This is a genomic window from Arthrobacter oryzae, assembly GCF_031454875.1.
Classification (GTDB): Bacteria; Actinomycetota; Actinomycetes; order Actinomycetales; family Micrococcaceae; genus Arthrobacter; species Arthrobacter oryzae_D.
Genome location: NZ_JAVDRQ010000018.1, coordinates 1 through 14,684, shown reverse-complemented (window position 1 = coordinate 14,684; position 14,684 = coordinate 1). Strand labels below are relative to the sequence as shown.

Below are 14,684 nucleotides of genomic sequence, written 5' to 3'. Positions count from 1 at the left end.
AGAACATCGACCCGAACACCAACTCAGTCACTAGAGTGGAGCTCGACTGGGGCTGCGCGGACCAGGCATTATGCGATACGAGTGGCCACTGCGTCTATCCCGCGGGATCCATCCGGGTGTTCGGAAAATGCCACCCGACCGACTGCGATTGGGGTGCCAAACGGACCTACGCCGAGAACGGCGGATGGGAGAGTGCCACCTACAAGTACAGCTGGGCGGCCAAGAGCGTGTGGGTCAAGACCTACCAGTACAACGGCCGCACTTACCTGCGGGTCTGGGTCCACACCGATTTCACCCCAGCCGATGGCCGGCAGGACTACACCACCGACGTTTGGATGCTGAAGTAGACCTGGGACATAGAGGTGCCGAGGGTGGCTGTTGGATACCGGCAGCCACCCTCGCGTTCCGCCCTTCTGCGAGGGCGGAACGCGAGCGATGATTAGAAATCCGACGTCCACGTTGACGTAATGCGGATCACCCCATATGATTAATGAATCGATTCAACGGAAAGGGCTTTCCCGCCACTTCCACCATCATGCTCCGGAGCACACCGCAAAATGGAATTCCGGTTCCTTGCCAATGACGACAAAGGATCTTATCGAATGAGCACTACCCCCGGGGATTTCCGCGCAGACCTCGAAGCCAGCATCGGCCGGAGGGACCCCAAGAAAGCCGCGATGAGCGGTTGGATCGGAAGCGCACTTGAGTACTACGATTTCGCGTTGTACTCGTTGGCTGCGACGCTCATCTTCCCCGCCATCTTCTTCCCGTCCGAGAACCCGACCGTCGCTATCATCGCCTCGCTAGCGACCTATGCCGTGGGTTACCTCTCCCGTCCGGTAGGTGCTGTCGTCCTGGGCGCGTATGGAGACAGGCGCGGGCGCAAGCACGTGCTCGTCTTCGCGATGCTGCTAATGGGCTTCGCGACCTTCGCCGTCGGACTCCTGCCCACGTACGGACAGGTCGGCATCCTCGCGCCCGTCCTTCTGGTGGTCCTCCGCCTGATCCAGGGATTCGCGGTAGCAGGCGAGCTCGGCGGTGCCAGCGCAATGATCGTTGAGCACTCCCCTGATGCCAAGCGCGGCTTCTTCGCGAGCTTCAGTCTTCAGGGAACGCAGGTAGGCTCCATCTTGGCCACCGCCGTACTGCTTCCGCTGGCCGCTTTTCTTCCCGATGAACAGTTCGAGACCTGGGGCTGGCGCATACCGTTCCTGCTTAGCGCCTTCGTGATCCTGGCTGGCTACCTCATCCGTCGTCGGGTACAGGAGCCGCCGGCGTACCTGGCGCAGTCCGATAGCGGGAAGGCGAAGCCGCGGTTCCCGCTGGTTGACCTCCTGCGCACCCGCCCTTGGGTCTTTGTCCGCTGTGTCATCATGACTTTCACTAACGTGATCGGCATGGCGACCCTCATCTTTGGCGTGTCCTACGCGACCCAAGAGGGCTACGGCATCGGATTCTCCAGCAGCGAGTTCCTCTGGGTAACCCTCGTGGCTAACGTAGCTGCCGTAGTTACAATCCCGCTCTTCGGCGCGCTGTCCGACAGGATTGGCCGGCGGGGGCTCATGGTGGCCGGCGGCATCGGTGGCGGCCTGTTGGCGGGGGGATACTTGTGGGCCATCGACCAGAGGAGCCTGCCGCTGGTCTTTGTGTGCATCGTGATCGTGCAGGGAATCTTCTTCCAGATGTGGAACGCGACGTTCGCCACGTTCTTCCAGGAGCAGTTCCCCATGCGGATCCGAGTGACGGGGTTCGCGGTGTCGCAGAACGTCGGCCTTATGATCGCGTCGTTCTTCCCGAGCATTTTCACGGCGGTCGCTCCCCCCGGGTCATCGAACGTTCCTTTGGTCATCGGGCTCACCACGTTCGGCATTTGCCTCGTCTCGGCGCTGGCTACCCTGCTGTCCCCCGGCACTAAGGGCAAGTCACTCGAGGACCTCGAAGCTCACAAAGCCGACCGGCAACCACTTCGGAGCGAGCGGTTACCGTCCGGATCCGCGAAGTAGGAGGCGAAGCTCTACCGAGAAACCAATCAGCCGAAGGCTTCCTTCGCGTGGGCCCGGATGGCGCCGATCACCGGAGCCGACCCTTGAACGCGGTAAACATCGATCGGCCGGGAGCCCAGCTGCGCGTTAGGGCTGCACATCCAATCCATGGCCTGAGCCGGCGTGAACGCACAGTGGAGATGCCCTACTAGGGCGTCAAGATCCGCAAGCTGAAGGCGGCCGTGGGCATTCGGGGCATCCTGGCCCGATGCCCAACGGTCCAGAAGTTCGACTTTGATGCCCAGCAAAGGCGCCGCAGCATCCGCGCCCATCGAGTTTATGAGCCGTTCGGCTATTGCCTTGGGGCTATAGCCGGGGGCGTCCCGCAACTCCGCGAGGCTGGCAAAAACCGCGGTGGCAGACAATGCCGGTTCTTCCGCACTCATATCCTGAAGCTGTCCCATGATTCAGTCTTGTTTATTGGCACCCCGTTGGAGTAGGGCCACAGGACCTCCTGAGCAAAGAAGGTGAGCACTGGCGGTCGCGCGCCGCATGGATCGGACTGGCACCAAGCTACGTGGAGCTTCGTGCCGGGCAGAGCCTGCTGACGGCGTCCCTGAGTTCGCCGGGATGAAAGGGCTTGATGAGGTAGGCGGAAGCGCCGGTGGCCATGCCGTTGAACTGGTCGGCGGCGGAGGCGCGTGCGGTGATCATCAGCAGCGGTGCCGGGCTGAGTTCCCGGAGGTCTTTGGTGATCTGCAGCCCGTCCAGGTCCGGCAACCCCAGGTCCAGGGTGATGAGTGCCGGCTTGAGGGCCCTCAGTTGGTGGAGGGCGGCAGAAGCCGTCCGCACGGACCGAACGTCAAACCCTTCGCGCGTCAGGATGAGGCTGATCAGACCGGCAATGTCCTGGTCATCTTCAATGACAAGGCAGATTCCCCTCGACATGGCGCCCCCGGCTCGTGATTGGCTCCCAGTCTAGCGGCGGCAGCCACCGTCCGTGCGCCTATTCCGCTCCTGTCTGCAGAACCATCGGTGACGTCTCCCGGGACGAGGTCGCGACGCCGTTGCACCGGAGCGGTGGAACACGTAGCGGAGTGAGCCTATGGCGGAACAAACGGGTAGCGCATACTCACGCCAGCGGTTGGAGTGCCAGCCTACATTGGTTCTGAGGCTCGTTTCCTTTGGAAGCAAACTCTCGACGGTAGGCGCGCCAGTGCCCGGGCCCGCGGCAACTCCGGGTGCTGGCGCCACTTCCTGGAATGCACACCTCAGCCGCCGCCTAGTGAGTGCTGCGGTTCGTGCTCAGTTCCACCTCAAGGGCGGCGTTTACCGGCATGCCACTTGCTCTCCGGACCAAAGCGCAAAGCCGATCAACCCAAGCCGTGCGAAAGGCCCGGCCTAATATCGCTGCAAGATCGGGAAGGGGGCCGCAGCTGCGTCCGCGCACCTCACCGATCCGCCCAGCCGGTTGGCGCGGGTGCATCGAGGAACGTGATGACGACCTCGCGCACGAGGTCGGTCCGCGCGAGCCCGAAGAAGTGCGTCGTGCCCGGGAACACAGCGAGCTGCGACGCGGGCACGCCCTCGAAATCGCCGTTCACGTCTCCCCCGCGCAGTTGGAGGAACTTCACTGCGTGGTCAAGCTTGACCATGTCACAGTCGCCGACCGTGAAGAGCGTCGGGGCGGCGATTCCGCGGATCTCGTCGTCGCTCCATCCGGTTTCACCCGCGCCGTAGCGTGAGAGCTTGTCGAGCAGGCCCTGCAGGTGCTCGCGATCGGGATGTGGCGACACGGCCAAATAGCGTTCCTCCATCGGAGTTCCCGCGATCATGTCCACCGTCATCTCCGCGACCGCTTCCGCGTTGCCGCCACGATCACCCTCTGGCCGGAACGACACCGACGAAACGATGAGCTTGCGCACGAGTTCCGGGTGGTGGATCGCGAGGTCCAGCGCGACCGCACCGCCGACGCTAAAACCGAACACGTCGACGTTCTCAACACCGAGGTGCTCAAGAAGCCCGAAGACATCGGATGCCAAATCGGAAGTGCCCAGCGGCCGATCGATGTCGTTGGTGCGTCCGTGCCCCTGGAAGTCCGTCGCGATCACACGGCGCCCGGCCGACAGACTCGGGATCAGCGCGCCGAACTGCAGCCCGATGTCGAAGAGCCCGCCGTGCAGGAGCAACAGCGGAGTGCCGCCGTCGCCGTGCAACTCGTAGTACATCTGAAGCCCGTTCACCGCTACGTATCCCGTTTCGGGTGCGGCTGACGTCCCGTCAGTCATCCACGAGCCTCCTCTGTGGCATGTGCGTGTGTCGTGCCTTCAATCCTGACACCGCACACGGTGCGCCGGCCAGTGCTTGGGAGAGGTCGCGGGCGGCGAGTCCCGAACGGTGGCGGAGACCGGCTTCCAGATCTCGATGAGACGGCTTCGCGGTGCATCTCGTCCCTACATCCGTCGGGGCCCAGGCGAACACAAGAGCGGGATGATTGCCGGCAGCGACTGGGACTGCGTTTACGAAGTTGGGTGCAACACCGATTCGAGCCCCAGGCCTTGGATCCCGCCAGCTGTCGCCCGCAGCACCCAGAGCGCAGGTGTGCCGCTCAAGGCAGGCATCACCTCTCCCCTGATGATGAACCTCGCGTCACCCGGATCCCCAGCGGCTAACCACCATCCGGTTTTTGGGCAATGGTGACCAGTGCGCAATGGTTCATCGAGAACGAGAGTCGAAGCAGCCGGGCGACGTTTCTTCATGACATTTCCTTCACTCAGGGGGCCTGGTGGTACCGGCCTCGGTTTGTTGTTCTACCGCAAGTGTAGCGATTGTCAACAATCTACGATAGCCCTGAAGCGATGATTTTTTGTACTTTTTGTTCCGACAGTGAAGCTCATGGGAGCCGTCCCCGGCACGGTGCAATCCCGCCGCGTCGCGATAAACTGGAGCGACCATGATCGGTGCCCAGCTCCGTCTTCTTCTGACCTGGTTCGTCATCGTAGCGACCTTCCTCGCGGGCTGCGCGCCCGCGGTCAAACTCGATGGGGCCGCCACCGATCGACCGGCCCAGACCTCCTCTGCCCCGCCAGCCGTACGGGACGACGTCGCCGCACCTCAGCGCACCCCATCCCCCACAGTCACATCGGTTCCCACTCCGACCCCTGTCCCCCAGCCGTTCGCCCTCAACCTCTACCAGGAGGGGGACTACGTGCCGCAGTACACCTTTGAGTGGTGTGTGGCGGCAAGCATCCAAATGATGCATAACCTCATCGACGACACGGGAACCGCTACCTGGGCCGATCCCGGCCAGCAGGGCGAGCTGTGGGAGATGGCCCGGGCCAGGTCGTCCAACTCGTTCAACGGCGCCAACCCCTTGGGCTGGGCGCAGGTGCTGAACGAGGTGGGGATGGGCCCGTACACCGTCGTTAGCATTGCCAACTATGAGGAAGCGCTGAAGACCGCTGCACGTGCCATCGCCGACACGGACCGGCCGGTCGGGCTGGTCCTGTGGCGCGGTCGCCACGTATCGGTGATGAGCGGCTTTGAGTCACTCGGCGATCCCGACCAGTTCCCGGAGTTCTCGGTCACCGGAATCCGCGTGCAAGATCCGCTCTACCCGTACGGCGGGGAGCAGTGGGGACCGTCCCCTGCGCCCAACAGCCTGCTCACGCCCGAGCAGTTGGCGACGCAATTCGTCGTCCGCGAGCCCCGACGCTGGAGCAGCAATATGCCGGCCGGCTACATGCTGGTGCTGCCAATCGCCGGGGCCTGAGTTAGGCGTCAGTATCGATCATCTGGTCATCGCCGGGGATTCGCTGGAACAGGCTGCGGGCTGGCGAGCGGCAACGTCCGGGAGACATAACACCCGAGGAGGTCACCATGACGGTCACTTTCAACCACACCATCGTCTACGCAACGGATAAGCGACGTTCGGCGGAGTTCCTGGCCAACGTGCTCGGACTCCCGAAACCCCAGGCCATGTGGTCTTTTATGACGGTGCCCCTCGAGCAAGGAGTGGCCCTTGATTTCGCCACGGCGGACAGGCCCATCTCCCCGCAGCATTACGCCTTCCTGGTCAGCGAGGAGGACTTGGACGGAATCCTCGCAAGGATCCAGGCCCAGGGCGTCCCCTACTGGGCGGACCCGGCACGGTCCCGCCCCCAGCAGATCAACCACAACGACGGCGGACGCGGCGTCTACTTCGCGGATCCTGACGGGCATTTCCTTGAGGCCATCACGCGTCCGTACGGCTCGGGTGCCGCCTGAAAATGCGGCGGTGTGACCGGCAGGCCGAAACCAGTCTGCGCGGTGCCGGAAAGCCGGTGTGCTTCAAGGCGGTTCTGGTGCGGTTCACCTTGGCGAAGCGCCCCTGCTCCTAGCTGCGGGCTGCGGAGAGTCGGGCGACCTCGGCGGGTTGGAGAGGTCGGGTCGCGTGGCCTTGGAGGAGGAAAAACAGCCGGGCTGTTTCTTCTACTTCCTCAACAGCGTCCACAGCCTGTGCGAGGGAAGGCGCGGAAACGATCGGTCCGTGGTTCGCCAGCAGCAGGGCATGGCTCCAAGCCGCGACCTTTTGGGCCGTCTCGCCCAATCCTTGGTCTCCGGGTGCGAAATAGGGCAACCGGACCAGCCGTCCGACCCTCATCACAAAGTAGGCCGTCAAGGGCGGCAGAACGTCATCATCTTCCAGGTCATCCAGGCATGAAAGGGCGGTGGCGTAGGGGGAATGCAGGTGGACCGCGGCATGGTCCTGCGGCCTCGCCCGGTACATTGCCAGATGCAGGAATGCCTCTTTGGACGGGCGGGCTCCGGACAGGTGTTCACCGGTGTCGGAGACCATGGCCAGATCGTCTGTCCTGAGTTCACCCAGGGAGGCGTTGGTGGGGGTGACCAGCATTCCGCCCCCCACCCGTGCGCTGAGGTTTCCGGATGTTCCCCTGGTCAGTCCTCTTTGGTGCAGGGACCTGGCCAGTCGGACGAGCTCGTTGCGGCTGTCGATGTCGGTCACCGGTTGTGGTCCCACGCGTCAAGGAAGAGCCCCGGTGTTCCGAGGTTTCCGGATTTGAGCAGGATGGACAGCCCGGGGTCGGTTTCCGTTTTCAGCCATGGCACGCCGGGAGAGACTTCCTTGCCCACATGGGCTGTGGTGATGCCAAGCCTGCGGACCACGGCGCCGGAGGTTTCTCCGCCGGCCACGATAAGTTGGCGGCAGCCCAGGCCGACGAGCTCTTCGGCGATCGTGGAAAGGCTGGCTTCGGTTATTTCCGCGGCCAGGGTCGGACCGAGTTCCTTCTGGGCTCGCGAGACGTCCTGCGGGGAGGCGGTGGAGTGGATCAGGATCGGGCCGTCGGGAAGGTGTTCCCGCGCGAACAGCAGGGCTTCGGTGACGACGTCGTGCCCTTCGGCGATGGCCACAGGGTCAACCAGGAAACAGGGGCGGACCTGCCGGAAAGTGTCGATCTGGACGTTCGTCATCTCCGAGCAGCTGCCGGCGACGACGGCGGCCGGGCCCGTTGGCCTCGCGGCGCTCGCCGTTTCTGCGTGGACGCGGAATCCGCGGGCAGCCGCCAGCCCACCGACCAGTCCCGATCCGCCGGTGACAAGCGGGTGATCGAGCACCGCAGACCCCAGCACTGCCAGGTGGCTGTCAGTAAGGGTATCAACGACGGCGTACTGGGTACCTTGGTCGCTCAGGGTCTGGAACTGGGATTGAACTGCGGGGGCACCGGCTTCTATGACGTTGCAGCCGATATGGCCCACGAGGTTTTTGGTTTGTTCCTGGAGCAGTCTTGGCACGTTCGAATCGCTCATCGGGGTCAGCGGGTGGTTGCGCATGGATGATTCCTGTAGCAGGTCCACGCCTGCAAACAGCACACCGTTGTACACGGTCCGCCGCAGGGCCGGGGTTCCGGGAGCAACGACTGTGATCTGGCCGGCCGGGACGAACTCTTTGCGCAGGGCGTCGGCCACCGGGCCGATGTTGCCTTCCGGGGTTGAGTCGAACGTGGAGCAGTATTTGAAGTACAGCTGCTGGACGCCTCGGGACCTAAGGGTGCGTGCCGCGGCCAGGGACTCTTCTACAGCCTCGGCGGCGGGAACGCTGCGGGTCTTCAGGGAAACGACTATGCAGTCGACATCGTGCAGCTGCATCGACGGGTCGGGGATGCCGAAGGTCTGCACAACCCGCATCCCGGCGCCCACCAGAGTGCCGGCCACGTCGGAGGCTCCGGTGAAGTCGTCTGCTATAACTCCCAGCCATGGGACATTCGCTGTCATTTCAGTGTTTGACATAGTCGGATCCTTCTCGGGTAGCGACGTTATCTATGAGTCTTTGGAAGGGAAAACAGTGCTGAGCTGGGTCATCCCGAAGTCGGGGGAAGCAAGGACGGTAGGCCCTCCCGACTTGTCCTGGGTGTGCTCAACAACCCGGGCCATGGAGGCCTGGGCGAGAACGACGACGTCGCACTCCGCTGCCAGTTCTGAGAAAGCGGCGAGCACCAACCTGTCATGCATCGCCCGGTCACCAGCGCGCAGGGCGGTGAAAGCGCCGTCGACAATTCTGGCGGTGATGGTGGGCGTGCTGTCCTGCCTCCTGGCTGAGTCTTGGACGAGCCGCGTGGTTGGCCCAAGGGTCGCAGACAGGGTCGCGAGTACGCCGATCCTGTCGCCGGACAGTACGGCGAGGTCGGCCATCGGAGTGTCGATGCGCAGGACAGGGATGGAGACGAAGTCCGCGGCGGCGGTTGCCGCTTCACCGATGGAGGAGCAGCTGACTAGCAATGTCTGGGCACCTGATTCCTCGGCGTAGCGGGCATAGTTGACCAGCCGCCGTCGAACGTGTCCTGGCGTTGTTCCGTGGGCAATGGTGTCCTGGAGCAATGACTCGTCCACGTAGTGCAGGACACGGAGGCCGGGAACCGTGTCCCTGGCCCTGGCTTCCATGTCCGTGACCAGGCCAGGCACCGTGTGCAGCATTGCGATGGTGTTCAAGGGTAAGTTCATATTTTTCAGCGTAGGACACAAGAAGATGCTGATTAGCAGCACTTAAGAGAATGCAATATTTCCAGGAACGCAAGAAGCAGGAGGTCGTCCGCGTGACGGCACAAAAATGCTCCCCGGGAGTCGAGACTGATTTCTCAGTCCAACTTCCGGGGAGCACTCCACCGTGATTAAGGACTCTTGCCCGCCAGGTTTCGCTTTATTGGGTTTCCGGGACTATTCGGCAGCGGCGGGAACATCCGCCACGACCCACATTTTGCGGACCGTTTCGTGGATGGTCCAGTGACCCTCCCAGCCGGCCGGAGTCACGAAGAGGGTACCGGGTCCGATGTCGAAGCTGGTGCCGTCCGGTTCGGTAATGGTTCCGCGGCCGCTCAGGATCTGGCAGATCTCGTCGTAGCCGGGACGGGTGCTCTTAAACTCTCCCGGAGTTACCTCCCAGATACCGGTCTTCAGGCTGTCCCTGTTCCAAAGACGGAAGGACGCTTCGGTTTGCCCGGCCTGGATCGCGGTCTCCTTGGGCTTGTGCTCCCCTGGGCTTGCGGTTGTTGCATCGCTCATGATGGTCGCCTTGACCATAGTTTCTCCTTGTTACCCGTTAATGCGTCGACCCTGTCTTGGGTTCGCTTTGTTTCAGTCAAACGAACGTACCAAACAAGAAGATGCGGGATATCGGCACTTTGGACAAGGCATTGTTTCCAAGGATGAAAGAAGCACATTTGACGAGCATGCATGGTCCCCACCGGGCCACCCAGACGCGAAACCTATAGCTGCCGTGGACCACACAGCCATCGCCCTGGCGCCGTGCACACCAGGCTGCTGGACCTGATTGATTCAGCACAGTCAGGGAAGCCCGCTCAGGCGACGGACTCAAGAACCCCCGCTTCTTTCGTTCTTGGAAACAATGCATTGTCTCAAGTGCCCTTAGTCTCGAGTTTCTTGTCTGATACCTTCGTCTAACGCAAACAATCCGAACCCGGAACCGGGACGATGCAATAGCGAGTGACAGACGAGAGGGAGCAGCAATGGCCAAGGCGACCGTGATCAGCGAAGCAATCGCAAGTCCGGGATTCGCCGCCCGTTACGTGAAAGATCACCCGCCCCGTCGGGGCGCTGGAGCCTGGTCAATATTTTGAATTGATCCTGCTGCGGTGCCGGAGAAGCGAGCGGGCCGCACCCTCTAAGAGGATGCGGCCCGAAAGTCGAGAGTGTCAGAGTCGAGACGGCTCAGTCAAAGCCGTGGCAGTAGACCTTACGGACGGTCTCGAGGACCTCCCAGCGACCCGTCCAGCCCTTGGGCTGCACGACGACGTCGCCCGCCGAGACCTCGTAGACGTTGCCGGAGCCGTTGTCAGTGACCCTCACGCGGCCGCTCACGATGTAGCAGAGCTCGGTGTCCTCGCGAGGGGTTATGTCCCAGCCGCCGGGCTGGCACTCCCAGACGCCGGTCTTGACCTCGGTGTCGAACTTCAGGATTGCCGTCTTGGGGTCGCCTGAGTCGTAGCCGGCGCGGTAACCGTTGGGCTCGAGCTCGCCCTGAACCTCAGCTGCAGGGACGTATACGTATGGACGCATGATTTTTCCTTCCAATGAATCGTGAATTGTTGACAATTCTACTCTATTGGATGAGTACGCGTCTATCGCACTCGCGTTTCGAAGCCGCCCCCAACATCGCTGCAGTCCCTCAGGCTCAGGCCGGCGTCCAGCAGTTCCGGTACGCTCGGCGTCGTCATGGTCCGGGCGCCGGCCTTGCGCGGTTAAGAACCGATCCTCGTCGCAAGGCCCTGCTGCAGATGCTCGATGGCCGCGGTGATCCGGCGTGGTGTCCTGTCCGTGGCGGGGTAGAGGGCGTAAATATCGGCGCTGGGCGTACGGACGTCCGGAAGGACCTGCTGAAGTACTCCCTGCTGGATCAGTGGGTTGACGTGCCACGTGGAGCGCATGATCAAGCCGAGCCCTTGGATGCACCAGTCGGTCACCACATCCCCGTCGTCACTGATCATGCTTCCCTTGACGTCGACGTATTCCTGCTCCTTCTCGCCAAAGCGCCACAGTGAGTAGTCGCCATTGTTTTCTCGCAGGACGATGCAGTTGTGCCGCTCCAGGTCTCTAATGGTCTGCAGCGGCGGGGCGCTGTCAAAGTAGCTGGGCGCCGCGCAAACAATCCTCCGGTTCCGTGCCAGGAGTTTTGCCTTGAGCCTTGAGTCGGACAGTCCTCCGACACGGATGGCGATGTCGAAATTCGTACTCGAGATGTTCAAAGGCAGCGGAGAAAGTTCCAGATCTATCTGGATCAACGGATGCTGCCGCACGAACTCCCCCAGCAGGGGCGCAATGTGCTTGCGGCCAATCCCCAGGCTCGAATGCACCGTAATGCGTCCCTTGAGCTCACCATGCTGCACAGACAGCGCTTCTTCGAGATCGGTTTTCTGCTGCAGGATGGTCAAGGCGCCTGTCGCATAGAGCTGCCCCTCTTCGGTGAGGGTGAGCCGACGCGTACTGCGCCGGACCAGTGGTACCCCCAGCCGCGACTCAAGGGCGGTAAGGCGTTTGCTCACTGCTGACACCGACTTTCCCCAATTCCTGGCAGCTTCAGTAAGGCTCTGGGAACGGGAAATCTGTTCAAAGAAATCCAGATCGTCGATCGATGTAAGGTCCATAACTGCTTCTTTCGTTTTTGGAAACAATGCATTCTCTCATGCCCTATTAATCTGGGTCTTCTTGTGTCGTACGCTGATCTGACTGTAGGCACAGCCGAGGTAACGCTCTCCAGAGGCGAACCGGGAATCGGGATAACGGCGTGCAATTAGCGAAGGCAAGGTATCAGCATGACTGCACTCGAAACGGACGTTGTCGTTGTCGGAGTGGGCTCTGTAGGAAGCATGGCGAGTTGGCAGCTCGCCTCCCGTGGTCAGCGGGTCATTGGAGTAGACAGGTTTTCGATCCCGGGCCCCTTCTCTGCCTACGCTGGCGAATCGCGCCTTTTTCGCAAGGTTTACGCGGAAGGCGGGCATTACACACCCCTTTTGCAAAGGTCGCAGGACCTGTGGCGTGACCTGGAAAATATCAGCGGGACGCGGCTGCTCAACACTACGGGCGCTGTCACGATCTACGACGAGCACAATCCGCGGTTGGCATCGCTCCTTGCAGCAGGGAAAGACAATGGCCTGGAGTACGAAGTTCTCCGGGGCGACGAGGCCAGGGCCAAGTACCCCGAACACGTAATCAGGGACATGGATGTCACAATCTTTGACCCTGAGGGCGGCTACCTGCATTCAGAGAAGGCCGTGACCGCCGCACTCGTGGAGGCCACCCGGCTTGGCGCTCAATTCCTGGGAAACCGGAAAGCGCACAGCGTGGAGCCGTACGGTGACCGGTACATCGTACGGACCGATCAGGAAGAGATCATCGCCTCCCGGGTGATCATCTCGCAGGGCAATGGTGCGGGAGCAGTGTGCCAGGGACTCGGTGTGCACCTGTCCGTCCTGCCGCAGATCCTGACCTGGTTCCCCGTTGTGGATCCAGCTGCATTCTGCCGGGAAGGCATGCCGGTCTTCCTCAGGAGGGCGGAGGAAAACGGAAGGTCGGACAGCGCCCAGCTCTACGGGTTCCCTAGCGCTGACGGTTGGACCGTGAAAGTCGTCGCGAGCGTCTTTCTGGACGAGGTTGAGTCCATGGAAAAGCCTCCCACTTGGGATCCGCAGCATTTGGACACCATCCGGGCATGGGTCCGGGAATTCATTCCCGGACTGATTCCGGACCCGGTGCGGGTTGCCACGTGCGCGGACGGTCATCTACCTGATACGACCGCGCTGTTCGGCACAGTGCCCGGAATGGAAGGCGTCGTCGTGGCGGCCGGCTTCTCCGGCCACGGCTTCAAGATGGCTTCTGGATTGGGGGCAATTGCCGCAGACCTCGTGCTGAACGGAACAACAGCCACCGACGTCAGTTTCATGAACCCTGCCCGGTTCATACGACCCGACACGCGACTCACGTCACTGGCTCTGAGCTAAGAGCCGTAGCAATCGTCCCAACCCCCGAAAAAAATACAAGAAACAAGGAACGGAATAATCATGGCAAGCACGAACTTCCGGCCGAAGTACATCTCTTACGATGTCTACGGCACGCTCATTAACTTCAACATCTATCCCACCACCGTTCGCCTGCTCGATGGCCGCATTTCAGAAGAGCGGTGGCCTGAGTTCAAGAAGGTTTTCCGTGCGTACCGGTTCGACGAGGTAAGTGGCGACTACAAGCCCTACGAGCAGATCCTTCAGGATGCCTTTGACCGGGCATGCAAACGGTTTGGCCTTGGGCCGACCACCGGTGCCGGCGCAGAGCTCGCTGAGGCTGTACGCAATGCTGTTGCCCACGAGGACGTGCCGGCTGCGCTGAAGCTCCAGGGCGACAACTACAAGCTGGTGGCTCTGTCCAACGCAGACGACAGCTTCCTGGATATCAGCATTCCCAAGGTCGGCGCAGAGTGGCACGCAGTGTTTACCGCCGAGCAGGCGGGGGCCTACAAGCCGCGCCTCCAGGCGTTTGAGTACATGCTGGACACCCTGAACGCCAAGCCGGAGGACTTCCTGCACGTCTCCTCGCACCCGCTGTACGACCACATCCCGATGTACAACCTGGGTTTCCGGGACCTTGTCATGCTGGACCGTGGCGCTGAACCCTTCGCCGATGGCTACAACATCACCACCGTCAAGTCCCTGGACGAGCTGAACAAGCACCTGGGTCTCTGACCCGGGCCAACAGGCCAAGACCTGTTTAGAGGAGTGAGACGGACCGGATAGATACGAGCGCTAGCTGCGCGGGCCTGAGCACGGTATTGCACCGGGCTCAGGCCCTTTAGCTTTTTAAAGACGCTTCAACGCTGTATCAGTGAACGCACTCAACGTCCCGGCCGGCACGGGAGGCCCTGGTCCGAGCGGCTCCGCGCTGGTTCCGCCCCGCTGAGGATCGAGAAGACGGGCAATCCTGCAAAGCCCAGCGTCCGAGCCTTTGACGCCGAGGAAGCCTCGCCGATTCCTGGACAGGCATCTCGTGTGCGCTGGCTCAGTCGTCAGGGCGCCGTTCAAAGCCGTCCTGCTCTTACACGAAGCAAGCGCCCGGTAGGATCCAATGTCCAAAGGGGAGACTGTTCAACAGTTGAAATTTGGACTGTTCTACTGTTGACATCAGACGGTGTTCAGGGTTCTATTGGTGTTGCAGAACGAGTCGCACATCACAACTCACGTGAAGCGTCGGAGACCACGCCTCGCCCATGGCATGAGGATGCCGAAGGGCATCACAAAGCCTGCACCTGCTTCAGGGCGCCTCTGCCGCTGAAGGCCATTTGAAGGGAAGCATTATGAAGACTTGTATGAAGATCCAGACGGCGGCTGCGGGGCTTGTTGTCCTGTTGGCTCTGAGTGGCTGTGGCGGGGCGGCTACGGGCACGTCGGGGGCGGACATTCCGAAGACGCAGAACACTCGTGATGTCTCCGAGGGTGTCCAGCCCGATGCTGCCGCGGTGGCGCTGTTGCCGGAGTCCTTTAAGGCCAAGGGTCAGCTGACGGTGGCGATGGATCTGAGTTCCCCGCCGATGACGTTCCTGGCCGAGGATAACTCCACCCCGATCGGGGTGAACCCGGACCTGGCGCGCCTGGTGGCCAAGAAGCTGGGCCTGAAGCTGAAGTTCGAGAACACGGCGTTCGACAC

The 14,684-nt window shown here is 61.9% G+C and carries 16 protein-coding genes; 7 read left to right on the top strand and 9 right to left on the bottom strand.

The features are described 5' to 3' along the window. Positions 1–35 precede the first annotated feature (35 nt). Entirely contained in the window at positions 36–347 is a 312-nt protein-coding gene (locus tag J2805_RS22880; RefSeq protein WP_309980325.1) for a hypothetical protein, read from the top strand. Positions 348–602: 255 nt separating this feature from the next. After that, entirely contained in the window at positions 603–2,003 is a 1,401-nt protein-coding gene (locus J2805_RS22875) for an MFS transporter (protein ID WP_309980324.1), read from the top strand. A 26-nt stretch (positions 2,004–2,029) separates the two neighbouring features. Here J2805_RS22875 and J2805_RS22870 read toward each other — a convergent pair whose 3' ends face one another. The 3 genes from J2805_RS22870 to J2805_RS22860 all read right to left on the bottom strand — a co-directional run bounded on the left by J2805_RS22870 (position 2,030) and on the right by J2805_RS22860 (position 4,270). Continuing rightward, positions 2,030–2,446, bottom strand: a complete 417-nt coding sequence (locus tag J2805_RS22870) for a hypothetical protein (protein WP_309980323.1) — start codon at positions 2,444–2,446, stop codon at positions 2,030–2,032. A 109-nt stretch (positions 2,447–2,555) separates the two neighbouring features. Next, positions 2,556–2,930, bottom strand: coding sequence for a response regulator transcription factor (locus tag J2805_RS22865; RefSeq protein ID WP_309980322.1), 375 nt, complete (start codon positions 2,928–2,930; stop codon positions 2,556–2,558). Positions 2,931–3,433: 503 nt separating this feature from the next. After that, positions 3,434–4,270, bottom strand: a complete 837-nt coding sequence (locus tag J2805_RS22860; protein WP_309980321.1) for an alpha/beta fold hydrolase — start codon at positions 4,268–4,270, stop codon at positions 3,434–3,436. A 665-nt stretch (positions 4,271–4,935) separates the two neighbouring features. Here J2805_RS22860 and J2805_RS22855 point away from each other — a divergent pair. Further along, a complete protein-coding gene (locus tag J2805_RS22855) occupies positions 4,936–5,754 on the top strand; it encodes a hypothetical protein (RefSeq protein ID WP_309980320.1) in 819 nt (272 codons plus the stop codon). A 107-nt stretch (positions 5,755–5,861) separates the two neighbouring features. Next, positions 5,862–6,248, top strand: a complete 387-nt coding sequence (locus tag J2805_RS22850) for a VOC family protein (protein ID WP_309980319.1) — start codon at positions 5,862–5,864, stop codon at positions 6,246–6,248. Positions 6,249–6,357: 109 nt separating this feature from the next. Here the strand turns inward: J2805_RS22850 and otnC are convergent, their stop codons facing one another. The 6 genes from otnC to J2805_RS22820 form a co-directional block, all read right to left on the bottom strand. After that, entirely contained in the window at positions 6,358–6,987 is a 630-nt protein-coding gene (gene otnC, locus J2805_RS22845; protein ID WP_309980318.1) for a 3-oxo-tetronate 4-phosphate decarboxylase, read from the bottom strand. Continuing rightward, on the bottom strand, positions 6,984–8,270 hold the full coding sequence (gene otnK, locus J2805_RS22840) for a 3-oxo-tetronate kinase (RefSeq protein WP_309980317.1): 1,287 nt from the start codon (positions 8,268–8,270) through the stop codon (positions 6,984–6,986). Before otnK ends, otnC begins: the two co-directional genes overlap by 4 nt. A 30-nt stretch (positions 8,271–8,300) precedes the next feature. Further along, complete coding sequence (locus tag J2805_RS22835) at positions 8,301–8,969, bottom strand: aspartate/glutamate racemase family protein (RefSeq protein ID WP_309980316.1); 669 nt, start codon at positions 8,967–8,969, stop codon at positions 8,301–8,303. A gap of 225 nt (positions 8,970–9,194) precedes the next feature. Beyond that, a complete protein-coding gene (locus tag J2805_RS22830) occupies positions 9,195–9,539 on the bottom strand; it encodes a cupin domain-containing protein (RefSeq protein WP_309980315.1) in 345 nt (114 codons plus the stop codon). A gap of 666 nt (positions 9,540–10,205) precedes the next feature. Beyond that, on the bottom strand, positions 10,206–10,553 hold the full coding sequence (locus J2805_RS22825) for a cupin domain-containing protein (RefSeq protein WP_309980314.1): 348 nt from the start codon (positions 10,551–10,553) through the stop codon (positions 10,206–10,208). 182 nt (positions 10,554–10,735) lie between these two features. Next, positions 10,736–11,638, bottom strand: coding sequence for a LysR substrate-binding domain-containing protein (locus tag J2805_RS22820; protein WP_309980313.1), 903 nt, complete (start codon positions 11,636–11,638; stop codon positions 10,736–10,738). A 168-nt stretch (positions 11,639–11,806) separates the two neighbouring features. Here J2805_RS22820 and solA point away from each other — a divergent pair, with 168 nt between their 5' ends. The 3 genes from solA to J2805_RS22805 all read left to right on the top strand — a co-directional run. Continuing rightward, complete coding sequence (gene solA, locus J2805_RS22815) at positions 11,807–12,991, top strand: N-methyl-L-tryptophan oxidase (protein WP_309980312.1); 1,185 nt, start codon at positions 11,807–11,809, stop codon at positions 12,989–12,991. 60 nt (positions 12,992–13,051) lie between these two features. After that, a complete protein-coding gene (locus J2805_RS22810) occupies positions 13,052–13,726 on the top strand; it encodes a haloacid dehalogenase type II (RefSeq protein ID WP_309980311.1) in 675 nt (224 codons plus the stop codon). 620 nt (positions 13,727–14,346) lie between these two features. Next, on the top strand, positions 14,347–14,684 hold a 338-nt coding region (locus J2805_RS22805; RefSeq protein WP_309980310.1), incomplete at its 3' end, for a transporter substrate-binding domain-containing protein.